Source organism: Mucilaginibacter sp. P2_A4, from assembly GCF_056405015.1.
The window spans coordinates 200,136-225,711 of the sequence record NZ_JBFUCX010000013.1; the positions used below are offsets into that span (position 1 = coordinate 200,136).

A 25,576-nucleotide genomic window follows, 5' to 3' on the forward strand; every position below is an offset into this window, starting at 1 on the left:
ATATTAAAATTAATTGTTTAACCCTCAAATCATACCTGCCTGGTATTTTTCTCCATCTATTATAACTAAATTGCATTACATTTTAAGGTGTGATATTATAAACCATTACATTTTCAGCTACCGTTATTAAAAAAACAACTCAATTAAGCTTCATTTATAGGTGTTTAAGGGATGTGCTTTTGATAGATTTTTGTACTAATGTTTTTTGATTTTCTCAGTCGGGAATATAAGTACATTAAGGTGTACGGGTGTTTTGAACTACCAGTATTAAACTTTAAAACTAAACCAATTAATAAACCAATTTCAACTAAATCTCAGTAATTATGCAATTTAAACACTTACTCAAAGTATGTTTGTTTGCTGTTGTCTATCTTTTTTCGGTGTCAGCTATGGCCCAGAATAAGATTATTACAGGTAAGGCAACTGACAAAAAAGATGGATCTCCTTTAATAGGAGTTTCTGTTAAAACATCATTAACCTCACCAGGGGGGGCTATAACCAACACCGAAGGAGAGTACCGCATTTCGGTTCCCGGGAACGCTACCGCTTTGGTATTTACCTACCTTGGTTATGTAAGCCAAACAGTTAACATTGGTAACCTTACTGCCGTTAACGTTAGCATGGAGGCATCCAGCAAAGCGTTAAATGAGGTAGTTGTAATAGGCTACGGAACACAGCGTGTACGTGATGCTACAGGTTCTGTGGCTTCTCTAAGTCCTAAAGATTTCAACAAAGGTGTTATAGCAACGCCAGATCAGTTACTACAAGGGCGTGTAGCCGGTGTACAGGTAACCCCATCAAGCGGCGAGCCTGGCGCAGGCGCTACTATTGCTATACGTGGTGCTGGATCTATCCGCGCAAATGATAACCCTTTGTATGTAATTGATGGTATACCTATTGATCAAAGCGGTACAAGTGGTGGATATGGAGTTGGAGCCGGTAGCTCATCTGCCCGTAATCCACTCTCTTTCCTTAATCCGGCTGATATCGAGAATATATCCGTTTTAAAAGATGCCTCATCTGCGGCTATTTACGGTGCACGCGGTGCAAACGGTGTAATTTTAATCACTACACGCAAAGGCCGTAAAGGCCAGGGCATACAGTTTTCTACTACTACCAGTGTTGCCAGTACTGCCAAACGCTATGACGTGCTTGGCCGTGATGCTTTCTTAAAAGCAGTTGCAAGCGTGGGGGCCAACGCTGGTCCTTCATCAAGTGGTGGTGTTGATTATGGGGGCAATACCGATTGGCAAAAGCAGATTTTCCGCACTGCTATATCGCAAGGCTATAACCTTGGTTTTGGCGGAGCAAGTAACACAGGTAGTTACCGTGCTTCATTAGGTTATGATGACCAGCAAGGTACAGTAAAAAATTCTTCATTAAAACGCTTTAACGGTCGTATCAACGCTTCTCAATCTTTTTTTAACAGCAGGCTTAAGTTTGATTTGCAATCAACTTATTCCAACGTAAAAGATCAGTTTGCGCCTATTACCAATAACGCCGGCTTCAATGGTAGTTTAATAGGTGCAGCTATACAATTGAACCCAACTGCTCCGGTATATGATGCCCAAGGCAGATTGTTTAATTTAAATGGTTATAATGATGCCGGATTTCCAACAGGCAATAGTTTCAGAAACCCGGTATCACTGTTAAACCAGATAGATGACAGGGATAATATTAACCGTTATTTGAATAACCTGACAATGACTTTGCAACTATTTGAAGGCTTGTCATACAAAGGGAATTTTGGGGCAGATATATCAAGAGGTTTAAGGAAAACTTTTTATGATCCCAAAGTTATTGGTTATACAGACGCGATTGGTATCAGGAATCAAAACTTCCCGTCTCCAACAGGTAACGGAACCGCCATTTATCAATATAATAAATTAACTAACTATACTACTGAGCATACTTTAAATTACGAGAAAAAATTTAATAATAATAGCTCAATTACTGCTTTAGTCGGTTATTCTTATCAAACATTTAAAAACTTTAGCCGCAATGAGTTTGGTTTCGGTACTTCACAACCGGGTGTATTAGTTAAAAACTATAACGATTTTAAAACTCACCTGGCTTATCCGGTGGGCGATAGCTCAAGCTATAAGTTACAATCATACTTTGCGCGTGTTAACTACTCATACAAAGATCGTTATATCTTGACAGGTACAATCAGACGGGATGGATCATCTCGCTTTGGAGCAAATCATAAATATGGTAATTTTCCAGCTCTTGCGGCAAAATGGCGTATAACGAGCGAAAGCTTTATGCCAAAAGACGGTTTCTTTGATGATTTGAGTTTGAGGTTAAACTACGGTAAAACTGGTAATCAAGAAATTCCGTCTTATGCATCGTTAGCTGTAAGCCAACTTGATTATCACGGTGCTAATCCACAAATATATCAGCAAAACGTTGATCTGAAATGGCAGGGTAATAGAACTTATGGTGCCGGTATCGATTTTTCGGTTATTAAAAGCCGGTTAACAGGTTCGGTAGATTATTTCAACAAATCAATCAGCGATCTGTTATTTTACCAGGATATCGCACAGCCCACCAACTCTCCCAAAATATACAAAAACCTGGATGGAGATGTTATCAATAAAGGTATTGAAGTTGGTTTAAACTTCGCTGCACTTCAGAGTGGTAAGTTTACCTGGGATATTAGTTACAATATGACCTTTATTAAAAACACATTAAAAAACTTTAAAAACTACATAGTTACAGGAAATATCGACGGACAAGGTTTATCTGGCGCTTATGCGCAGCTCATTACTAACGGCCAGCCACTGTACACATTTAATGTTCCTAACTTTGCAGGTTTTAATGCCAATGGCTTTTCCATTTACCCACAAGGTATTGACGTTTCAACGTTACAAGGTAGCCCAAACCCTAAGTTTACAGCGAGCTTAACCAATAATTTTACTTATAAAAACTTTAGCTTGAGTTTCTTTCTTAATGGTGCAACCGGTTTTGTTATTTATAATAACACTGCTAATGCTTTCTTTTATAAAGGCAACCTTGTTAGTGGTCGTAACGTAACTAATGATGTAGCAGCATCTAAAGAGAATCCACTTAACTCAGGTGAGGTATCAACCCGCTTCCTTGAAAAAGGCGATTTTTTAAGATTAAGCAACGCTACAATTGGTTATACCTTCCCGCTTAAAGGCAGCAAAATTAAATCCTTGAGGGCATCTTTAACCGGTCAAAACTTATTTCTTATCACCAACTATTCTGGTTTAGATCCGGAAGTTAACACCGACAAACAAAGGTCTGATGTGGCTTCAAAAGGTATAGACTATACCTCGTATCCAAAATCACGGATATTCACCTTAGGCATAAACGCAAGTTTTTAAAATTACGAAAATGAAAAATATAATCTCACGAGTAACTATATGTAGCATTGTTTTTATGACCGCTGCAGGTTGCGCAAAATTGGATGAGAAACTTTATGGCTCAAAATCCATAACGTCGGCCGGTGCAGGTGCCGCCGAGCTTGGTGGTGTTTACTCACAGTTAAATGGTCAGGCCGATCAGGCAAATACTTACGCTTTACAAGAACATCCTACAGACGAAATGATGGGTCCTACCCGTGGTACAGACTGGGGAGACTTTGGTACCTGGCGTAAATTACATACGCACACCTGGACACCAACGCACAACCAGGTTAATGATACCTGGGATCAGTTAAACATAGGTGTATTCCGTGCAACGCAGGTTTTTACTAAAGCATCGGATATTAGTATTAAAGCTCAGGCAAGCTTTTTGCGTGCTTACTTTATGTTTCAGGTTGTTGACCTTTACGGTCAGGCACCATTCCGCGACCCTGATGCACCTTCCTCATCTATCCCGACTGTTATGAGCCGTACAGAAGCTACTGCTTTTATAATAAAAGACCTTGAGTATGCCGAAACCAATCTTCCAGCAACATCTGCTAACATCGGTGTTGCAAACAAGGTAGCTGCAGAGGCTCTTTTAGCAAAAGTGTATCTAAATAAAGCGGTGTATACTTCCACTACTGTAGGTGGCCCTTTTACATTTGCAAAAGCAGATATGGATAAGGTTATTGAATATGCCAATAAAATTACCGCAGCGGGTTATTCTCTTGAACCTGCCGGTAAATACTTTCAGGATTTTGCATGGGATAACTCAGAACAATCTCACGAAAATATTTTTGGTATATACAATACAACAACAAATGCCCCGGGTTCTGCAAAAAACCGCTGGAGGATGGGTTTACATTATAACCAAACACCTGATGGATGGAATGGCTTTACTACCCTTGCCGACTTTTATAAATCGTTTGAAGCAACTGACGAACGCCGTGGCGTTGCATACCCAGGCTTAACTGATAAAGTTGGTTTAAGGGCAGGTTTTGCTGTTGGGCAGCAATATGGTCCTAACGGTAAGGTTTTAACTCAGCGTAGTGGTAAACCACTTATTTTTACACCCGAAGTGGATCTTAACTTTTCTACTGAAGCTCAGGGTATCAGGGTGTTTAAATACTTTCCTCAACCATCTGCAAACAATACAGTTAATGATGATAACTCATCTAACGACTACGTAATTTTGAGATACGCGGATGTATTACTTGAAAAAGCCGAAGCTATTATGCGTGGCGGTACAGACCCGAGCGGACAAACGCCTTTGGTAATTGTAAACTTGCTACGTGTACCTCGTGGCGCAAGTGCTTTATCGTCTGTTGACGCTACAGTTATGCTTGCCGAAAGAGGCCGCGAGCTTTATTACGAAGGATGGAGAAGAAATGACCTGATCAGGTTTGAGAAATTTAACGATCCTGTTGATCAGCGTCCTAACAAAACGGATAAAACCAAAACCTTGTATCCTATCCCTCAACGTGCTGTGGATACAAATCCTAATCTTAAACAAAATCCAGGTTATTAATATATTGGGGTTTATTTGATTTATAAAAGAACGTAGCGGAAATTTTCCGCTACGTTTGTTTTTTCTAAAAGTATGATACTATCTAAAAAGTGGTTTTTCGTTTTTCCCTTACTTGTAATATTTAGCTGCAAAACCGGTAATAAATTTTCGTTATTCACACTTCAGGAAAATGATGAAACAGGTATAAATTTCGTCAATCAGTTAAATGATCAGGATCGTACAAATGTGTTTACCTTCCGTAATTATTACAACGGAGGTGGTGTAGCCATTGGCGATGTTAATAATGATGGACTTAATGATGTTTATCTAACCTCAAATATGGGGGGCAATCAGCTTTATATTAATAAGGGCAATTGGAAATTTGAAAATATTACAGATAAAGCCGGAGTAAGGGGAACCAAATACTGGAGTACGGGGGCAACCATGGTTGATATTAATGGCGATGGCTGGCTTGATATTTATGTTTGCCATAGTGGTAACGCACATGGTAAAGAAAAAGGAAATGAATTATTTATAAATCAGCATGATGGTACATTTAAAGAAGAAGCTGAAAAATATGGCCTGGTAGATAATGGATTATCAACCCAGGCCATATTTTTTGACTATGATAACGATGGCGATCTGGATTGCTTTGTGTTAAATAACTCTTTCAGGCCAATAGGATCATTTGATTTTAATAAGGATCTGAGGTCTGTTGTTGATGAATTGGGTGGAGCACGCTTGTATCGTAATGATGGCGGGCATTTTACTAATGTAACCCGGCAGGCAGGCATATTCTCCAGCGATATTGGTTTTGGTCTTGGCGTTTCTGTTGCTGATGTTAACCAGGATGGCTACCCGGATATTTATGTATCCAATGATTTTTTTGAGCGGGATTACTTATACGTCAATCAAAAGGATGGTACTTTTAAAGAAGATATTCAAAATGAAACAGGCCACGTTAGCCTGGCTTCTATGGGCTCAGACATAGCCGACATTAACAACGACGGTCAGTATGATATTTTTACTACAGAGATGCTGCCCGAAGGAGATAAACGCCTTAAAAAAATGTCATCTTTTGAATCATATGACGTAATTAAAGCCAAACAATACGATGGTTATTATAATCAATACATGCAAAATTGCCTGCAGGTAAATAACGGCGATGGAACATTTTCTGAAACAGCTTTTTACTCTGGCATAGCCGCTACCGACTGGAGCTGGGGCGCGCTGATGTTTGATATGGATAACGATGGCTGGAAAGATATTTTTATATCTAACGGGATTTACAAAGACCTTACCGACCAGGATTATATCGAGTTTTTGGGCAATCGGGATAATATGGCAAAAATTGCCGAGGGGCGCAAAAAGTTTGATTTTAAGGATTTTACAGATAAAATGATTTCAACCCCTTTATCAAACTATGCTTACTTAAATAATCATAATCTCACATTTACCAATAAATCAGCCGATTTTGGTTTGGATAAACCATCATTCAGTAATGGCGCCGCTTATGCCGATTTAGATAATGACGGCGATAACGACCTGGTGGTGAATAACGTAAATTCTCCTGTTTACATTTATAAAAGCAATGCCGAAAAAAATGGCAATCATTATATTCAATTAAAGTTAAAGGGCAATACTTTAAACAGCTTTGGGGTAGGTACAACTATTAAGGCTTTCATGAAAGGCAGCTCGCTTATTTACTATAACCAGCCAACCCGCGGTTTTCAAAGCTGTACATCACCCAATTTGCTAACTATTGGTATAGGTAAATTTAAACAGGTAGATTCAGTGCAGGTAATTTGGCCGGGAGGCAAATACCAGCTTTTGCAAAACGTTAAAGGCGATAAAGTTTACACTTGTAAACAAGCCGACGCCAACCTTACTTACAATTGGAGTAAGCCTGTCGTAAAACCATTATTTACAGATGTAACCAAAACTATTTTTGATAGCATACCACGGCACAAAGAAGACGATTTTATCGATTTTGATAATGAACGCTTAATGCTGCAGATGTTATCAACCGAAAATCCATATATGGCAAAGGGAGATGTCAACAATGATGGTTTGACGGATTTTTATTTTGGCAGCTCAAAAAATGGCTTTGCCGCTATCTATATACAACAAAAAGATGGCAGCTTTAAACAAACCATTCCTGATGATTTAAAAAAACAGGAATATCTTGAAAACGCAGGCGCGGTATTTGGTGATTTTGATGGAGATGGCGACCAGGACCTGATCATCGGAGTAGGTGGTAACGCAGACGAAGCTGAGACGCCTGTATATAACCCCCGTTTTTATGAAAACGATGGTAAAGGAAATTTTCATCGCAGTGCTGATAAAACTTTACATGCCGCAGTTAACGCATCGGTAATTGTATCCTGTGATTATGATGGCGATGGTCATCCGGATCTGTTTATCGGTGGCAGAAGTGTGCCTGGGCTTTATGGATGTTCGCCAAAATCATTTGTATTTCATAACGATGGCAACGGTCATTTTACAGATGTATCGGCACAGGTATTAGGTAAAAACACCAATCTGGGTATGGTAACCGCAGCCAAATGGGCCGATTTGGATAAAGATGGTTATCCCGATCTGGTGATTGCCGGCAACTGGATGGGTATTAGTATATTTAAGAATGTTAAAGGCCGGTTTACCGAAGATAAACAACTGGCTAATTACAAAGGCTGGTGGAGCAGCCTTGAAATTGCGGATGTTGATGGCGATGGAAATTTGGATATTATTGGTGGTAATATTGGCTTAAACTCCAAGTTCAGAGCATCATTTACCGAGCCTATGGAAATTTATATAAAAGACTTTGATAAGAACGGCACAAAAGAATGTGTTACTTCGATGTACAGAACAGATAACGTTAAATACGTTTTTCATATGAAACCCGATCTTGTTGGCCAGCTGCCGATATTAAAGAAACGTTTTTTGAGGTATATAGATTACGCCGGAAAACCCTTTAATGAAGTATTTACAAATGATATGCTTGAAGGTGCCGAAAAACACGAGATGAACTTTTTAGCTTCTGCGGTATTTTTAAATAACGGCAAAAAATTCACCTGTAAACCTTTGCCTGCCGAGGCGCAGTTTTCAATGGTTAACACTATTTTATGTGATGATATTGATAATACAGGCCATGTCAAAATAATTTTAGGAGGCAACTTTTATGGCTTTAAACCAGAAGTAGGAAGGCTTGATGCAAGCCACGGCCAGGTTTATCAATATAATAAAAATGGGTTTAGCTACTACTCCCCATGCAAAACAGGGTTTGATTTAAACGGGCAGGTAAGGTCATCATTGGTTATTAAAAATGCCATGGGCAATAAATATTACCTGTTTGGTATAAATAATCAACCGCTTAAGGCATATAAATTACGTTAATATTCAAGATGTCGCTATTTGCAAAATATATACCAGCGCCCATGAAATTGTTTGGCTTCCTGTTTTTTATCGGGATTTTTTACATGAGTTCATGCAAACCTAAAAAAGCAGGAGAAGGTATTTTTAAATTGCTATCCGCAAGTGAAACAGGGATAGGGTTTGTAAATAAAAATATTGTATCAGATTCTGTTAATATTTTAGATTACCTCTATTTCTATAATGGGGCAGGGGTAGCTGCAGCAGATTTTAATAACGATGGTTTGCAGGATCTTTATTTTGTATCAAACCAGGGGCCTAATAAGCTTTATTTAAATAAGGGTGGTTTAAAGTTTGATGATATCACCGCAAAAGCGGGCGTTGCCGGTACAGGTAATTGGAAAACCGGCGTTACTGTAGTTGATATTAATGGGGATGGGTTAAAGGATATTTATGTATCCGTGGTATCTGGCTATAAAGGTTTTAAGGGTAAAAATCAACTTTATATCAACAACGGCGACCTTACGTTTACAGAAAGTGCTGCAAAATACGGGCTCGACTTTGCAGGACTGTCAACGCAGGTTTCTTTTTTTGATTATGATAAGGATGGCGATTTGGATATGTTTCTGCTTACCTCGTCTGTACATAGCAATGATACCTACGGCGATTCTACTTTAAGGTTTAAATACAGTCATGACGCCGGCGATCATCTTTTCAGAAATGATGGCGGCCATTTCACCGATGTTACCCAAAAATCTGGCATTTATAGTGCTCCAATAGGTTATGGGCTTGGCCTTAGTATCGGCGATTTAAACAACGATGGCTGGGACGATATTTATGTAAGTAACGATTTTTTTGAGCAGGATTATTACTATATCAACCAGCATGATGGTACCTTTAAAGAACAGCTTAAAACTGCCTTTGGGCATACCAGTCTGTTCTCTATGGGGAATACGATTAGTGATATCAACAAAGATGGTCATTTGGATGTGCTTACTACAGATATGCTTCCCGAGGATATAAAAGCATTACGATCAACTATCAATGATGAACCATTGGATATTTATAACCAGGAGGTAAATGCAGGTTATTATTATCAATATTCAAAAAATAGCCTGCAACTGAATGTTGGCAACGGAAATAAATTTGTTGATATGAGTTTATACAGCGGTGTATCAGCTACAGATTGGACGTGGTCGCCCCTGGTGCAGGATTTTGATATGGATGGCCACAAGGATCTTTTTTTTAGCAACGGAATAAAAAAGCGGCTCAATGATATGGATTATCTTAAATATCTGGGCAATCCGGCTGTGATGCAGGAGTATAAAAATAGCCGTGTTTTTGATAAAGATAAGATCAACCTGATGCCTGATGGCGCTGTTCACAATTTTTTTTACCACGGAGATGATCTGCTGAAATTCACCGATGCCTCATTTACAAATGATATGCAGCAGCCCTCTATTTCGGCGGGCTCTGTAGCTGTGGATCTGGATAACGATGGTGACCTGGAGATTGTAACCAACAATATGGATGAACCGGCCTATCTATATAGAAACACTGCGATGGAAAGCCATAAAGATGATAAGCCTGGCTTTTTAAAATATGCGGTTAAGTATACCAAAGCCAATCCCGATGGTATCGGAACGAAGTTTTTCCTGAAATCAGGTAAACAAGTAGATCACCAGGAAATGCAAACCAGTAATGCTTACGAAAGCAACCTAAGTAACGAATTGCTTTTTACTTTTTTACCCGGAGATAAGCCAACTGATCTTTTAGTGATATGGCCTGATAATACCTGGCAGATAGTAAATGATTTTAAACAGGGTAAAAAAGCGATATTAACTTATAATAGTAAACAAGTGCAGTCGACTAATGACATTTCATCAGTGATAAATACCTTCATCAGTGGGGAAAAACAGTCGGATTATAAACCTGTACAAGCTAAACTGTTGACACAAGTAAAAACTTTTGATACACCCGATTTCAATTATTATTCATTATTGCCGCATACCTATTTACCTCATATCCCCGCTATTGCGGTTGCCGATGTTAATGGTGATGGTATGGATGATATTTATGTGGGTGGTTTGACCGGTGAAGAAAAATATATACTCGCCGGAAACAAAGCAGGCGGTTATGATAAAGTGAAAGTAGCGGAATTTGATAAATTTAATGAATATGGAGATGAGCAGGCTGTTTGGGCCGATGTTGATAATGATGGTAAGCCCGACGTGGTTGTGATCAGCACTAATCACCCGCTTTTAGATGATGACAAAAGATTACCTCCGCGCTTATATATTAACAAAGGTAATTTCAGGTTTGAGTATAAGGCATTGCCTAAAATAACCAATCAAACATCAAAAATTGCTGTGTTTGATTTTAATGGCGATGGATTGAAGGATATATTATTAACCGGAAGTATATCCTATAAAGATTATACGGCCAAAATACCATCAGTTATTTTGATAAACAAAGGCAATGGTAATTTCGATGTTAGTCATGATAAGGTTTATGATGATATAACCTCAATCCAATATATAACCAGCGTTACCGAAGCCGATGTTGACCATAATGGTAAATCCGATCTGGTGATCACCGCTGAGTGGCAGCCTATTCAGATTTTTTTAAATGATGGAAAAAAACTTCGTAAATTTTCTTCGAAGGTATTGGATAATGAAAAGGGCTGGTGGCAATCAGCTATAGTTACCGATATGGATGGAGATGGCAAAGCCGACCTTATAGCGGGTAATTGGGGCTTAAATAATAAATATAATGTAACCCCAAACCAACCATTGTATGCTTACAATGCCGATTTGGATAAGGATGGAAAAAACGACCTGATATTATCCTATTTTGTTAAAGGAAACTATTATCCGTTTAGACCCAAAAATGATTTGGAACAAGAACTGCCTTATTTGAAAAAAGAATGGCTGAGCTACCAAAAAATGGCTGATAAAACAACCAGCGAAATATTTAAAGATAAATTGAATGATAACGATCGTTTAGCTGCCAATCAATTCAGCAGTATTTTTGTAAGCGATGTGCTGCATGCTACTACATTTAAAGAGTTGCCTTACCAATACCAGCAGGCGCCTATACGATCAATTCTCGCTGACTATAAAAGCGGGGATGTATTGCTTAACGGTAACTTTTGGGGAGTTGTTCCTTATGAAGGTAAATATGATGCTTTAGGTTTAGTTGGTTTGCATTATAACAAACAACTAAAACAGTTTTCGCCCCCGGGTTATTTAATAAACGCAGCCTTTAACTTCCAGGAACTGCCATATATTTCAACCATAAGACGAGTTGGAAGTGCAGATTATCTTATTGTTACCTATGATGGTAGGATTGTTTTGGTTACTAAGTAGTTATGGTTTAAAATATCGGATAGTATATTTTGGTTACCCATTTTGAAGTATCTTTTTCAACGGATCTATCCGTGATTAGTGATTCAAAAGGCATGGCTGGCGATGTTAAATTATGATCTTTCATATAAGCTTTAACGGCGCCAAAGGCGTCACTTATAGTGTTAGGTCCACCCTTTACATCAGCTACTAACAAATTGCCACCCAGTACAAGGTTGTTCATGAATGATTTTTGGTCTGGCTTAATTGTTTTATTGATCGGGATTGCAACGGTAATCTGGTATTCTTTATTTGCAATTTTTGTTACATTAAGAATTGGGAAGTTGGTCAATATAACACCTTTAGTTTTAGCTTGTGCTTTAAGGTCGTCAACTTTTTCATAAATCGTTTGAATGGACGGATAGTTATCACTACTTGTAGTTGTAGTGAGCAAATAAGGGTCCTTTATTTTATTAATATATATTTTATAACCATAAGCATTATTTTTATCCTCCAGGAATAATTTAAGGTGCTTTAAAATTTCGGCTGTTTTGGTTTTAAGAGCCTGGGCATTTAAATAATTTTCAACCCTTTGAACCGGATTAAGGCTGTTGTGTAATTCAGTGTGCCATGTTATTTTCACAGCAAAATCGTCAGCTAGATAACTGATTTCGCTATTGAGTTTTAAATTGCCCTTTTGCAAAGTAACATGTGCACCGCCGTTGGTAGTTTGGCTAATATAAAAATGGATGCCTTCATAGTCAAACCGATTGTCATTGATCTTTGCGCCGGGCCACCATTTTTCCCATTGTTTGCTATGGGTTAAAAACTTAGCAGCGATGGCGTCAGATGCATCAATGTTAACCTGGTTATTAATTGTTAAGGTAGATGGGATTATTAAATATATTGCTATTATAATTACTGCAGCAACAGCTAAAACTATAAATGTTATTCTTTTCATTTGGTTTAATCGGGGGCGTAAATCTATGAATACTGAACAGCTTATTTGCATTTACAGCAAAAATAAGCCACCCGGCAACGAAATAAATAAACGATATTTTATGTCAAAAAACAACGTTTTATATGCTGATGTATAGCATTAAAAAGCCTATATTGGCTGTTAATCCAATATGAAAACCTGTGGATATCGCCACGATATCTATGTGATTTTTAACCTATATTTTAAATTATGAAACCCTTTTTATTTTGTATTGCAGGAGTATTGTTTTTATTCGCATCCTGTAAAAAGCCCGATTATGAAAAAGTTTTACATGATCCTGAACTGTACCGTGTAACAGTAAAAAAGCTTAACGATATTGTATTAGAAAATAATTTTCCGCCGGTTACCGCCTCCCGAAATTATGCTTATGCCAATATAGCGGCGTACCAGGTAATAGCAGCTGGCGATTCAACACATTTCAGGTCACTGTCCGGGCAAATTAAACATTTGCCACCAACGCCCAGGCCCTCAAAAGATACTACGGTTGATTACCAATTTGCATCCTTACTGGCATTTTGTTATGTGGGTAATGCGGTAACGTTTCCGGAAGGTAGTATGGATCAGTATGTTGATGGCTTAAAGCAAAAGGCAAAAGATGCCGGTATGCCTAATGATCTTTTTGAAGGCTCGGTAAATTATGCTAATAAAGTAGCCAAATTTATCATGAAGTGGAGCAAGGGTGATAACTATTTAAAAACCAGGTCGGCAAGTAAATACACTGTAAAACAACAGGATGGCCGCTGGATACCAACACCACCTATGTATGCCCAGGCGTTAGAAGCACATTGGGGCGAAATAAGGCCAATGGTCCTTGATTCAGCTGCACAATTTATACCGCCAAATCCACCTGTGTTTGATGTGAAAAATAAGAATAGTAAATTTTACCTGCAGGCTTTAGAGGTTAAACAATTGGTGGATAGCCTTACCAAAGAACAAAAGCACCAGGCAGATTTTTGGGATGACAATGCATTTAAACTTAATGTCGTGGGCCACGCATCGTTTGCCACCAAAAAGTTTTCGCCGGGAGGTCATTGGATGAACATTACCGGGGTTGCTACAAGAGCAAAAAAACTTGATTTTAATACCACCGTTAGCGTATATGCCGAAACTGCTATTGCTTTGTTTGATGGATTCATCAATTGCTGGTATTTAAAATACAGATCTAACTATGTAAGGCCCGAAACGATAATTACCAAATATATTAATGCAGATTGGCGGCCGTATATTCAAACTCCTCCATTCCCTGAATACAGTAGCGGGCACGCTGTAATATCATCAGCCGCAGCCGAAGTACTTACGAGTACGTTTGGAGATAATTTTGCCTATACAGATTCGTCTGAAATGGAATTTGGTATTGATCCGCTTTCTTTCAAATCTTTCCGGGAAGCAGCGCAATCGGCAGCAATGTCAAGGGTGTATGGTGGTATTCACTTTAAAAACGCGTGTGTTGTGGGTAATAAGCAAGGTGCCGAAATAGGGCAGCTGGTGGTGAAAAAGCTTCAACTAAAAATTAAATAAATCAATTAAAATTGATAATGAAAAGACTATCAAAATGGTTTTTACTGATAACCTTATGTGCTCCAATTGTAGTAAGCGCTCAAGGTGGTATTGATCCCTGGAATATTAAGGCTGATAAGATTGATCCGGCCAACTATTACGGAATTACTGTTGCCAACGGAATGATCGGCATTGTATCGGCACCAGAACCTTTTAAGGTGAAAAACGTGGTATTGGCAGGTGCTTATGACCTTTACGGTCGTGGCAGAGTGAGCAATTTTTTAAACAGTTTTAACCTGCTTAACATGTATCTGGAGGTTGATGGTAAACGCATCGATACCAAAAACATTAGTAATTTTAAGCAGGAGCTGGATATGCAGCACGCGGCATTTACCACAACGTTTGATTATGGTGATAAGGCCACTATAAAATACACTTATTATTCCCTGCGCCAGTTGCCATTCACGGTGTTGATGGATGTATCAGTTGTAGCCAAAAAGGCAATTAATATTACATCGGCAAGTGTGATGGAAGCGCCGGATGCGTTGAAAGAAGTACAGAATTATTACAATGAAATTGACCGCCCGCATGTTACAATCAGCCTTTTAACTTCAACGGCGAAAAGCCCGACAGGTAAAATGCAGTTATGTGCCTCAACTTCGTTTTTGTTTAATGAACCACACGGGCAGGAGCCACGGATTATTCACGAAATGTGGGATAATAATATGCACCTGATGAAATTTAGTAAAGCTATTGCGGCGGGACAAACTTATAAATACGCGGTAACAGGCTCATCGATAACATCTGCCCATCATGCCGACCCACTAAACGAGGCTGAACGATTAACCATTTTTGCCAAATTAGAAGGCCGCGACCGACTTATTAAATTTCATAATAAAGCATGGGATGATTTGTGGGCCAGTGATATACAAATTGAGGGTGATGCCCAGGCGCAGCAGGATGTACACAGTATGTTATATCACCTGTACTCATTCTCGCGTGCGGGCACAGCTTATTCACCTTCGCCAATGGGCCTTTCTGGTTTGGGTTATAATGGTCACGTATTTTGGGATTGCGATGTTTGGATGTACCCGGCAATGTTGGTGTTACACCCCGATATAGCAAAATCAATGGTTGAATATAGATTTGAACGACTGGAGGCCGCCCGTAAAAATGCGTTTTCGCATGGTTACAAAGGGGCTATGTTCCCCTGGGAAAGTGCCGATAGTGGGGTAGAAGAAACTCCTGTTTGGGCATTGAGCGGTCCGTTTGAACATCATATAACAGCCGATGTTGCCCTGGCTGCCTGGAATTATTATTGTGTAACCCAGGATAAGCAATGGCTGCGCGAAAAAGGCTGGCCAATACTATCGGCAACCGCCGATTTTTGGGCAAGCCGGGTAGAGCGTAACGGTCCTGGCCAATATGATATTAAAAATGTGGTGGCCGCTGATGAATGGGCCGAAAATATTGATAACAATGCTTTTACCAATGCTGCTGCCAAAGCCAACCTCTTAAACGCAATTGCTGCCGCAAAAATATTAGGGGAGAAAGCTGACGCCGATTGGCAAACGGTTGCTCAAAATATCCCTATCCTTAAACTGGATAACGGAGTTACCCGCGAACATGCCAGCTACAATGGCGAGGGTATTAAACAGGCCGATGTAAACCTGCTGGCATACCCATTAAAAACCATAGCCGACCCTGCTCAAATAAAAAAGGACCTTGAATATTATGAAACCCGTGTGCCAAATGAAGGTACACCTGCCATGACGCAAGCTGTTTTTGCATTATTGTATGCCCGTTTGGGGAATGGTGATAAAGCTTATCATTTTTTTAAAGATGCTTATGAGCCCAACCTTAATCCGCCGTTTAGGGTAATTGCAGAAACCAAAGGAGGCACCAACCCTTACTTTGCCACAGGCGCGGGAGGCATCATTCAAAGCTTACTGATGGGTTTTGGCGGTTTGGATATCACGCCTGCAGGTATTGTGCAGGTTAAAAGCAAATTGCCATCAAACTGGAAATCATTGAAGATTACCGGTGTCGGGCTTAATAAAAGTACTTATACAATTAAATAGAAGGGATAGTTAAGATGCGTATCGCATACGCATCTTAACTAATTCCAAAAATCAATTCTGGTTTTCAGGTAAATTCTTCGATTCCTGTGCCGGATCAAAATGATAGCGGTTAATGAGATGCAGTAGCACCCCATTTGTCCATCCAAAACCATCTTGTAAAGGGTACTCGCCACCGCCGGCCGTTAATTTGGTATCCACCACGTTATATTTTTCCAATAATTTGCCGGTTTGCTTAAACACACGAATATTTAACCTCAACCAGCGGGTGGCAATTTCTTTTGCCAATGCATTGTAATTGTATTTTTCTAAACCATCAATAGCCATGTATTGTAAAGGCGCCCAACCATTTGGCGCATCCCACTGCTGGCCCGAGAAATTCAACGTGGTGACCAGTCCGCCGGGTTTCAGGAAATTATTTTTTAATCCTTCGGCTATTAACCGGGCTTGCTCTTTTGTCGCAATTTTAAATTCCAGTGGAAATTCAGCTGCAAGGGTGGGTACGGTTGATAGTTGATTTAGTTGCAGATTGTAATCATCAAACCAACCGGTTTTACGGTTCCAGCAGTATTTTAATATTGCTTTTTTTCTGTTTTCGGCTTTGGCCCGATATTGCCCGGATAGTTTTAAATTACCACTTTGCTGATAGGAATGGGCAATGGTAAGTTCAAGATTATAGATCAGGCAATTCAAGTCAACCGGTACAATATCAGTGGTTTGTATAGTGGAAAGCTTGCCCGATGCATCAAACCAACGGGTACTGAAATCCCATCCTGAAGCAGCAGCAGCCCGTATATTATGATAAAACTGGGGTAGGGGTTCTTTGGTTTCTTTGGCTGCATCCACGTCCTTTACATATGATTCTTCCCTGGGTTGGTCGCTTTCGTCCCAGTAGCGGTTCATGATTTCGCCACCACGCATGCGTACGGCTCTATGAGTTTTTGAATTTATCTTTAGCTGTGCCGAACCCAGCATCCAGTAATTATACTCCTTAATTAGTTGAGGCCTAAATTGGGTTAGTACCTGTTGCCCTTCGTTTTTGGCCAGCAAATTTACCATCATGGCAAAAAATGGTGGTTGCGAACGGGTAAGGTAATAGCTGCGGTTGCCGTTGGGTATAAAACCATATTTATCAATCAGGTAAGCAAAGTTCTCTACCATGTTGTGGATCACCTTAATTTGATGACTCTCCTGTAAACCCAGCATCGTAAAATAGGAATCCCAATAATAGATCTCCCGGAAACGACCGCCGGGAACTATGTAGGGATTGGGCAGCGCCAATGTTGATGAATTGGCCTTTGCCTCATCTGGTCTGCGCTGCAATACCTGCCACAATGTATCAATATGCTTACGAATCCCAGCTTCAATATCGGTTTGGAAAGCATTATGAGATACGGGTATATCAAAATTTGCTAATACAAATGCCTTTAAATCAAAACCCGGTTTATCTTTTTGATCATGATAAGCTTTCATGATCAATGCCGGATCTTGCCTGGGTACAGCATCAACAAAGGTTTTATTATCCGGAAATATGTTCGACAATTGAACGGCTTCAAATAAGTCGGGATATTGTTGCCGCGGAGTTAAGGTTTGCGATTTAACACTAAGCGTGAAAAATAAAAGCGCGAGTAAAAAAAGTCTTCTCATTATCGTTTTGATGTACCTTTTACAGGATAAGGTAATTGATTTATAATAGTTTATAAATTTACTGTTTTTGAGAGGATTGTAAGCGGTATCTTAATAATTTTATGCTGTTTTGATATAAAAAGGGTAGATATCTGCACTTACAACTTATTATGAAATTCAATGTATATGAACATTCCAGATGCGCTGTTTCGGCTTTGCTGGATATTGGCAATTTAAACTTAAAGCATAAAATTTTACTTATCCTGTAACAATACCATCTACTTAAACATCTATATAGAAATTATATCCGAATTTAGCGGCCGCTTTGCCGTACCCGGTATTGATTATGATTTAAATAATAATGATGTCTTTTATCCTGCCTTTAAAAAAAAACAATTTAACGCCCTTAACTATCGCTAAGGGAATTATGATCACGATGGTTTCTACGGTGTTCTTTTCTGCCTGTGTTGATAAAAGCAAGCAGGCTGCGGCAGGCCCGGTAAACCAGGTTTTGGATTACAAAGTAATGCAATTGCAACCCCGGTCGGCTACTTTAAATATTGATTATCCGGCAAGTATTCAGGGGCAGCAGAATATCGAGATAAGGCCAAAGGTTGATGGCTACGTAGAGAAAATTTATGTAGACGAAGGCTCGGTTGTAACCAAGGGGCAATTGCTTTTTAAAATAAACGCTCCGCAATATGAGCAGGAAGTACGCACGGCAGAAGCCGGTATTAAAACCGCCGAAGCTGATCTGAGCATGGCCAAAATGCAGGTAAACAAGGTGAAGCCACTTGTTGAAAAGGATATCATCAGCCATTATGAACTCGAATCTGCCGAGTATACACAACAATCAAAAGCAGCTGCATTGGCACAGGCCAGGGCTGCTTTGGTAAATGCCAAAGTAAATTTAGGATACACCACGATAACCAGTCCGGTGAACGGTGTTATTGGCTCATTGCCTTATAAATTGGGAAGCCTGGTAACAGGTTCCACCACAGAACCGCTTACAACCGTTTATAATACATCAAATATTTACGCCTACTTCGCGCTTAACGAAAAGCAATTGCTCAATTTGAGTAGGGATAGCGTAAATAATACCTCATTAAAAACCAAGCTGAGCAAACTCCCGTCGGTATCGCTGATATTGCCAGATGGAACTACCTATGAGCACGGCGGCCGTGTTGAAACTGTAAATGGCTTAATCAATACCGCTACAGGTACAGCAAATGTGCGGGCTGATTTTGTGAATCCGCGTGGCCTTATCCGCAGTGGCAGCAGCGCGGTGATAAGGATTCCAAATGTGGTTAAATCGGCACTACTGGTTCCCGAAAGTGCCACCTATGAGCTACAGGATAAACGCTTTGTGTATGTGGTAGATGATCAAAATAAGATAAAAAATGTAGCCATTAATGTGATGGATAACACCGCCGGTCAGTTTTATGTAGTTTCTGATGGTCTTAAAGCCGGCGATAAGATTATACTGGAAAGCTCTGGTAACCTACAGGATGGTACTGTTATTAAACCGAATGAAGTAAGCGCCTCATCTGTTTACGGTAGCCTTAAATAATCACACCTTTTCACCTTCTGCTCATTACTAAAGCAATATTATGCTTAAAAAATTTATAGAACGCCCGGTACTATCAACAGTTATTTCTGTATTACTTTTGATTCTGGGTATTTTAGGACTTATCAATCTGCCCATTTCACAATACCCTGATATTGCGCCGCCAACTGTACAGGTTCAGGCCTATTATAGCGGCGCCAATGCCGATGTGGTACTTAAAAGTGTCATCATCCCGATGGAAGAACAGATTAACGGGGTGGAGAACATGACCTACATGACCTCATCTGCCAGTAATGACGGTTCTGCATCTATCACTGTTTATTTTAAGGTAGGCACCAATCCCGATCTGGCTGCTGTAAACGTGCAAAACCGGGTTTCAAGAGCTACCAGTTTGTTGCCATTAGTAGTTACCCAATCTGGTGTTACCGTTGCCAAAAGCCAAAGTAGTAACCTGATCATTTTTTCGCTCTACAGCGAAAATAAAACCTATGATGAAACATTTTTACAAAACTATGCCAAGATAAACCTGGTGCCTCAAATACAGCGTGTTACCGGTGTGGGTAACGCCAATGTTTTTGGATCGCGGGATTATTCTATGCGGATCTGGCTAAAACCCGACGTAATGTCGAGATACAGCCTTATTCCTGATGATATTACCGATGCGCTTAATGAGCAAAATATTGAAGCCGCACCCGGAAAGTTTGGCGAGAACAGCAATCAATCATTCCAGTACGTAATAAGGTATAAAGGGCGACTTAAAACAGCTGCTGAATTTGGCAATATTATCATCAAATCTGTAGGAGGCGGGCAATTGCTGCGGTTAAATGATGTGGCACGTATTGAATTGGGTTCATTGGATTACTCTTTTGATATCCAAACCAACAGTTTACCATCAGTAGGAGTGGCCATTAGTCAAACAGCCGGCTCAAATGCCCGTGATGTAATTAATGAATCAAAAAAGATCCTGGATGCGGCTGCCGAGAAGTTCCCTAAAGGGATGAAGATCACTTACCTGGTTGATGCCAACAATTTCCTCGATGCCTCCATTGAAAAAGTGATTAGTACCTTGATTGAGGCATTTATACTGGTATTTATTGTGGTATTTGTGTTTCTGCAGGATTTCAGGTCGACGCTGATCCCCGCCATCGCGGTTCCGGTAGCTATTGTAGGTACTTTCTTCTTCCTTAATCTTTTTGGTTTCACTATCAACTTGCTCACACTATTTGCCCTGGTATTGGCAATAGGTATTGTGGTAGATGATGCCATTGTTGTGGTTGAAGCAGTACACGCCAAACTCGATCTGGGTTATAAATCGGCACGAAAAGCGTCCATAGATGCAATGAATGAGATCTCGGGCGCCATAGTTTCCATTACATTGGTCATGTCGGCTGTGTTTTTACCCGTAACATTTATTACCGGCTCAACCGGTGTTTTCTATAAACAATTTGGTATAACCCTGGCTGTTGCTATTTTACTATCGGCCGTAAACGCGTTAACATTAAGCCCCGCTTTGTGTGCCTTGTTTTTAAAACCACATGAAAAGGGAACTAAAAAGCATGGTTTTCTTAACCATTTTTACGTAGTGTTTAATGCTTCGTTTGATGCCGTAACTGGTAAGTATAAAAAAACGGTAAACTTTTTGGCTCATAAAAAATGGATAGCACTCGCGGCTGTCGCTTTGTTTTCGGCCGTGTTGGTGTATTTGGTTAAAACAACTCCATCAAGCTTTGTCCCTAACGAAGATCAGGGAACTGTTTTTGCCGCTATCAGCCTGCCGCCTGCATCCTCAATGGAACGTACCGAAGCTGTTGCTAGTAAAATAGACAGTATCGGGCATACCATCCCCGAGGTTCAGAATACGCTTAAGCTGGTAGGTTTCAATTTTATAGCCGGATCGGGAAGTGCTTACGCTATGGTAATCATGAAGCTGAAAAACTGGGATCAACGTAAGGAGAAAAGTCAAAGCCTTCAAAGCATCATTGGCCAGCTTTCAACTAAAACAAGTGGATTAAGGGAAGCCAACGTGTTTTATTTTTCGCCACCAACCTTACAGGGCTTTGGTAACAGCGATGGTTTTGAATTGGAGTTGCAGGATAAAGGAGGCCATACTGTTGATGAGTTATTTAAGGTGAGCAACAACTTCCAGGCGGCTCTTAAAAAGAGGAAAGAGATCCAAAGTCTGAACTCATCATTTAATCCTAATTTTCCGCAATTCCAGGTAGATGTAAATGTGGCAAAATGTAAAGAAGCCGGTGTAACCGTAAATTCGGTATTAAATACATTGCAGGGTTACTATGGTGGCTTGTATGCTTCCAACTTTAACCAGTTTGGTAAACAATACCGCGTAATGGTGCAGGCAGATTATGATTACAGGGCTAATGAAATAGGCTTGAGCAAAATATTTGTACGCAATAGTGCTGGTACCATGGCGCCCATTACCTCGTTTATATCGCTAAAAAGAGTATTCGGCCCCGAGTCAATTTCAAGGTTTAACCTCTTTACGTCTATCTCTGTTTCCGGATCACCCAATCCTGGGTATAGTACAGGCGATGCAATCAAAGCAATTAAGGAAGTAGCCAAGCAAACGTTACCCGCCGGGTACGACTACGAGTTTTCTGGCCTCACCCGGGAAGAATTGAGTACCGGTACCCAATCGGCATATATATTTATGCTTTGCCTGGTGTTTGTTTACTTTTTATTGAGTGCCCAATATGAAAGTTATATCCTGCCTTTTGCAGTGCTTCTTTCTTTACCTGTGGGTTTAGCGGGAACGTACTTGTTTGCACAAATTTTTGGAGTAGGAAGTAACATTTATCTGCAGATCTCACTCATTATGCTCATCGGCTTACTGGCAAAAAATGCAATCCTGATTGTTGAGTTTGCTTTAGATAGGCGCAGGGCCGGCATGGACCTGATACCCGCTGCCATTGCAGGTGCAGAAGCCCGTTTACGTCCCATCCTCATGACATCTTTCGCTTTCATTTTTGGTATAATGCCTTTAATGGTTTCAACCGGAGCAGGTGCCAACGGTAACAGATCAATAGGTACAGGAGCTGTAGGGGGAATGTTTGTGGGTACAGTGTTCGGTGTATTTGTAATTCCTGTTTTGTTTATCATATTCCAGCATCTGCAGGAAAAAGTAAGCGGCAAGCGGAAATATAATGACGATGATGAAAATGATGATGCAGTAACAACAGCTGCTAATTAATTCATAAAAGGTAAAATATGAACAAATCTGTTTTTAAATATATATTGCTCTTTACACTGATATTTGGTGTATTGGTGTCCTGCAAAATTACTAAAACGTACAATCCCCCGGGCGTGATCACCAGCGGGCTATACCGCGACCGCGAGTTAAACGATACTACTACACTGGCAACAATGCCGTGGCAAAGCCTTTTTGCTGATACGGCGTTAAGGGCGCTGATACAGGAAGGGTTGAATAATAACCTTGATCTTAAAACGGCTGTACAAAGGATTTTAGAAGCACGGGCAACATTGCTGCAAAGCAAGGCCGCGTTTTATCCATCGTTATCTGGTAATGCAGGTGTAACCAGGTCTAAACAATCCTCGGCCGGCTTAAATTATCCTGCCGGGGTAAGTATAAATACCTTAACTACTACGTACCAGGCCGGTTTAACATCTTCATGGGAAGCCGATGTTTGGGGTAAATTGAACAGTACCAAGCGGGCGGCCCTTGCCGGTTATTTACAAACCGATGCCGCGAAAAGGGCTGTACAAACGCAATTAATTGCAGATATAGCAAATAATTATTTTACGCTATTAGCTTTGGATAGGCAAATGGATATTACGCTTGAAACCCTCAAAAACAGGATCAAGGACGTGGAAACCATGAAAGAGCTTAAAGCCGGTGCCGTGGTAACCGGGGCTGCCGTGGTGCAAAGTGAGGCTAACCGTTATGCTGTAGAAGTATCCATTCCCGATTTAAAACGCAGCATCCGCGAAACCGAGAACGCTTTAGATATATTGCTTTCAAGAGCGCCGGGACCCATTAACCGGAGTAGCCTGGCTAATCAAAAGATAGTAAGCGAACTACAGGCCGGTATCCCAACCCAATTACTTAACAACCGTCCCGATGTGCAACAAAGCGAATATGCTTTCAGAGCAGCTTTTGAGAATACAAATGTTGCCAAAACTTATTTTTATCCGTCATTTACCATAACTGCTTCCGGAGGTTTATCTACATTACAGTTGAAAGATTTTTTTGTCAATTCTATATTCTATAATATAGCCGCCGGCTTAACGCAACCCATTTTTAACCAGGGACTGAACAAAGCGCGCCTGCGTACCGCACAAGCCCAGCAACAGGAAGCTTTAAATAGTTTCCAGAAAACGCTGCTTGTAGCCGGACAGGAGGTGTCCAATGCACTGTACGCACAGCAAACCGCTTTGGAGAAACAGGATGCACGCAACAAACAGATTATAGCCCTGCAAAAGGCTGTAGATTATACTCAGGAGCTGTTAAGATATAGCTCGGCCACTAATTATACGGATGTATTAACATCCGAACAAAACCTGCTATCTGCACAGCTCGGTGGAGTTAACGACAGGTTGCAGGAGTTACAGGCAGTGGTAAATCTTTATCATGCTTTAGGTGGTGGGTGGAGATAATAGCTAAATAGATTAACTGTTAGTTGTTGAATTTAGTGTGTTTTTTAACTCTGCTGTAATTTTTTGTGCAAATGACAGGAGGCCTGTCTGTAAAAAGCTACATTAAAATAAAAAGATATAGTACAGAAATGAAAAAAGCTTCTTAAATAGAAGCTTTTTTCATTGGTAGATGTTATATAGTGATCAGGCAATAAAGCCTGTAAAATGAGTTGATCGATCTTGATTATTGCCTATTAGCCTGTTATGAATCGCTTTCAGTGTTACAGCCTTTTTGGTAAGAAGGTCAAAAATAGTATTTCTGACACTTTTAACAGGTTGATTGAGATTGATGTGGACTATTTTCATATTTATATGTAAACCAATTTCATGCCATGTATTCAATTTAATGGCATGATAAGTTATTGACATGCCCAATCAATAAGTAATTTCTATCCAACATATATAAGATACAGCGGGGATTACTGTCGTCAACCTTGTCTGGAGCCAAACGAGGTGATACCTTATTAATCTGTTGCTCTTAATGTGGGCGTTGCCTGCGGCCGGGTCATCCGCTCATACGGCACAAGGCCTTAGGCTCGGGCCGGTATCCGCTACTCCCCCTAACGCAATTACGGTGTTTATAAAATATATATGTACTGAAAAAGGGAGACCAGGATTTACCGGAAGAGAGTTTACTATATATTAAGGTGCGATGAGATATTAAGGGATGATAGCGTTTCACATAGCGGATACCTATGTTTATAGCATTCTTCGGGCTTAATTTGCAACAGATAGCCCTTTTATAAAGTTTTTCAGATTGATTGCTAAGGAGTTAAGCTTATAGGTTAAGTAATTGTTAAAAACAGCTTGTGGAATTGTGAAATCGGCGTACCTTTGCAGCCCGCAAACGAGGAAGCGGGGATTGTTCTTAGAAAGGTTATTGAAAGGGTTTTTGAAGCGGGAAGAGAGAAAGAGAGAAGAAGAAGGCTTCAAAAAAAGATCAGATAAATTTTCGGAAAGCCAAAAAGTTTGCTACTTTTGCACCCCGCCGCTGAGGGAGATAAGAGAGAAAGAAAAGGGGATTAAAAACTGAAAAAACGCTTGAAAAAATAAAAGCGAAAAAGGTTTTGGAAAAGCGGAAAAGGTTTCTACCTTTGCAGACCCAAACGGAAGGGTCCTCGAAAGAGGAAAAGAAGTAAAAAAGGCTAAAGCGATTTTAGCCAATAAAAATGAAAAGTTAAGAGGTGTTAAAACCTCCAAAACATATAGCGGATTCGGATGATGAAGCGAGAAAGTTCTTTTAAGAAATAGAAAATCATGTAGAGTAACACTAAAGCGAAAAGCGGAAGGCGTAAAGCTGAAAGCAGGAGCAGAGGAGTTATGATAACAAAAGAAGAGAGATACTGTATAAAGATATAATTATATACAGATTCTATTATTAATAATAGGGTCAGTGAACAAACAAAACATTTTACAATGGAGAGTTTGATCCTGGCTCAGGATGAACGCTAGCGGCAGGCCTAATACATGCAAGTCGGACGGGATAGGAGAGCTTGCTTTCCTTGAGAGTGGCGCACGGGTGCGTAACACGTATGTAACCTACCTT

General features: G+C 40.1%; 11 protein-coding genes and 1 rRNA gene. 10 read left to right on the forward strand and 2 right to left on the reverse strand.

The window, feature by feature from the left end; genetic code table 11:
- Nucleotides 1-323: 323 nt before the first annotated feature.
- The 4 genes from AC1DYB_RS22690 to AC1DYB_RS22705 all read left to right on the forward strand — a co-directional run bounded on the left by AC1DYB_RS22690 (nucleotide 324) and on the right by AC1DYB_RS22705 (nucleotide 11,615).
- The gene (locus tag AC1DYB_RS22690; RefSeq protein ID WP_477438235.1) at nucleotides 324-3,350 is read left to right on the forward strand and encodes a SusC/RagA family TonB-linked outer membrane protein; all 3,027 of its coding nucleotides are present in this window, start codon (nucleotides 324-326) and stop codon (nucleotides 3,348-3,350) included.
- A gap of 10 nt (nucleotides 3,351-3,360) precedes the next feature.
- Nucleotides 3,361-4,899 carry a RagB/SusD family nutrient uptake outer membrane protein gene (locus AC1DYB_RS22695; protein WP_295716310.1) on the forward strand — a complete coding sequence of 513 codons (1,539 nt, stop codon included), beginning with the start codon at nucleotides 3,361-3,363 and terminating at the stop codon, nucleotides 4,897-4,899.
- 72 nt (nucleotides 4,900-4,971) lie between these two features.
- A complete protein-coding gene (locus AC1DYB_RS22700) occupies nucleotides 4,972-8,271 on the forward strand; it encodes a VCBS repeat-containing protein (RefSeq protein ID WP_477438237.1) in 3,300 nt (1,099 codons plus the stop codon).
- Nucleotides 8,272-8,279: 8 nt separating this feature from the next.
- Nucleotides 8,280-11,615, forward strand: coding sequence for an FG-GAP repeat domain-containing protein (locus AC1DYB_RS22705; RefSeq protein WP_477438239.1), 3,336 nt, complete (start codon nucleotides 8,280-8,282; stop codon nucleotides 11,613-11,615).
- A gap of 7 nt (nucleotides 11,616-11,622) precedes the next feature.
- Here the strand turns inward: AC1DYB_RS22705 and AC1DYB_RS22710 are convergent, their stop codons facing one another.
- Nucleotides 11,623-12,552 carry a GyrI-like domain-containing protein gene (locus AC1DYB_RS22710; RefSeq protein WP_477438241.1) on the reverse strand — a complete coding sequence of 310 codons (930 nt, stop codon included), beginning with the start codon at nucleotides 12,550-12,552 and terminating at the stop codon, nucleotides 11,623-11,625.
- A 228-nt stretch (nucleotides 12,553-12,780) separates the two neighbouring features.
- Between AC1DYB_RS22710 and AC1DYB_RS22715 the strand changes: the two genes are divergently transcribed.
- Together AC1DYB_RS22715 and AC1DYB_RS22720 are read left to right on the forward strand one after the other, a co-directional pair.
- A complete protein-coding gene (locus AC1DYB_RS22715) occupies nucleotides 12,781-14,109 on the forward strand; it encodes a vanadium-dependent haloperoxidase (protein WP_477438243.1) in 1,329 nt (442 codons plus the stop codon).
- Nucleotides 14,110-14,126: 17 nt separating this feature from the next.
- Nucleotides 14,127-16,169, forward strand: a complete 2,043-nt coding sequence (locus AC1DYB_RS22720) for a glycosyl hydrolase family 95 catalytic domain-containing protein (RefSeq protein WP_477438245.1) — start codon at nucleotides 14,127-14,129, stop codon at nucleotides 16,167-16,169.
- 51 nt (nucleotides 16,170-16,220) lie between these two features.
- Here AC1DYB_RS22720 and treA read toward each other — a convergent pair whose 3' ends face one another.
- Nucleotides 16,221-17,813 carry an alpha,alpha-trehalase TreA gene (treA, locus tag AC1DYB_RS22725; protein WP_477438247.1) on the reverse strand — a complete coding sequence of 531 codons (1,593 nt, stop codon included), beginning with the start codon at nucleotides 17,811-17,813 and terminating at the stop codon, nucleotides 16,221-16,223.
- A gap of 340 nt (nucleotides 17,814-18,153) precedes the next feature.
- Here treA and AC1DYB_RS22730 point away from each other — a divergent pair, with 340 nt between their 5' ends.
- From AC1DYB_RS22730 to AC1DYB_RS22745, 4 genes are all read left to right on the forward strand, one after another.
- Nucleotides 18,154-19,362 carry an efflux RND transporter periplasmic adaptor subunit gene (locus tag AC1DYB_RS22730; protein ID WP_477438249.1) on the forward strand — a complete coding sequence of 403 codons (1,209 nt, stop codon included), beginning with the start codon at nucleotides 18,154-18,156 and terminating at the stop codon, nucleotides 19,360-19,362.
- Between the two features lie 40 nt (nucleotides 19,363-19,402).
- On the forward strand, nucleotides 19,403-22,567 hold the full coding sequence (locus tag AC1DYB_RS22735) for an efflux RND transporter permease subunit (protein ID WP_477438251.1): 3,165 nt from the start codon (nucleotides 19,403-19,405) through the stop codon (nucleotides 22,565-22,567).
- Nucleotides 22,568-22,584: 17 nt separating this feature from the next.
- Nucleotides 22,585-23,991 carry an efflux transporter outer membrane subunit gene (locus AC1DYB_RS22740; RefSeq protein WP_477438253.1) on the forward strand — a complete coding sequence of 469 codons (1,407 nt, stop codon included), beginning with the start codon at nucleotides 22,585-22,587 and terminating at the stop codon, nucleotides 23,989-23,991.
- A gap of 1,452 nt (nucleotides 23,992-25,443) precedes the next feature.
- Nucleotides 25,444-25,576: ribosomal RNA gene (locus tag AC1DYB_RS22745) — 16S ribosomal RNA — on the forward strand; the annotation flags it as partial.

Bases quoted from the DNA above. Each gene is read 5' to 3' on its own strand.
- treA (WP_477438247.1), bottom strand. From the start codon at position 17,813: ATGAGAAGACTTTTTTTACTCGCGCTTTTATTTTTCACGCTTAGTGTT.
- AC1DYB_RS22690 (WP_477438235.1), top strand. From the start codon at position 324: ATGCAATTTAAACACTTACTCAAAGTATGTTTGTTTGCTGTTGTCTAT.
- AC1DYB_RS22710 (WP_477438241.1), bottom strand. From the start codon at position 12,552: ATGAAAAGAATAACATTTATAGTTTTAGCTGTTGCTGCAGTAATTATA.
- AC1DYB_RS22720 (WP_477438245.1), top strand. From the start codon at position 14,127: ATGAAAAGACTATCAAAATGGTTTTTACTGATAACCTTATGTGCTCCA.
- AC1DYB_RS22735 (WP_477438251.1), top strand. From the start codon at position 19,403: ATGCTTAAAAAATTTATAGAACGCCCGGTACTATCAACAGTTATTTCT.
- AC1DYB_RS22730 (WP_477438249.1), top strand. From the start codon at position 18,154: ATGATGTCTTTTATCCTGCCTTTAAAAAAAAACAATTTAACGCCCTTA.
- AC1DYB_RS22695 (WP_295716310.1), top strand. From the start codon at position 3,361: ATGAAAAATATAATCTCACGAGTAACTATATGTAGCATTGTTTTTATG.
- AC1DYB_RS22715 (WP_477438243.1), top strand. From the start codon at position 12,781: ATGAAACCCTTTTTATTTTGTATTGCAGGAGTATTGTTTTTATTCGCA.
- AC1DYB_RS22740 (WP_477438253.1), top strand. From the start codon at position 22,585: ATGAACAAATCTGTTTTTAAATATATATTGCTCTTTACACTGATATTT.
- AC1DYB_RS22700 (WP_477438237.1), top strand. From the start codon at position 4,972: ATGATACTATCTAAAAAGTGGTTTTTCGTTTTTCCCTTACTTGTAATA.
- AC1DYB_RS22705 (WP_477438239.1), top strand. From the start codon at position 8,280: ATGTCGCTATTTGCAAAATATATACCAGCGCCCATGAAATTGTTTGGC.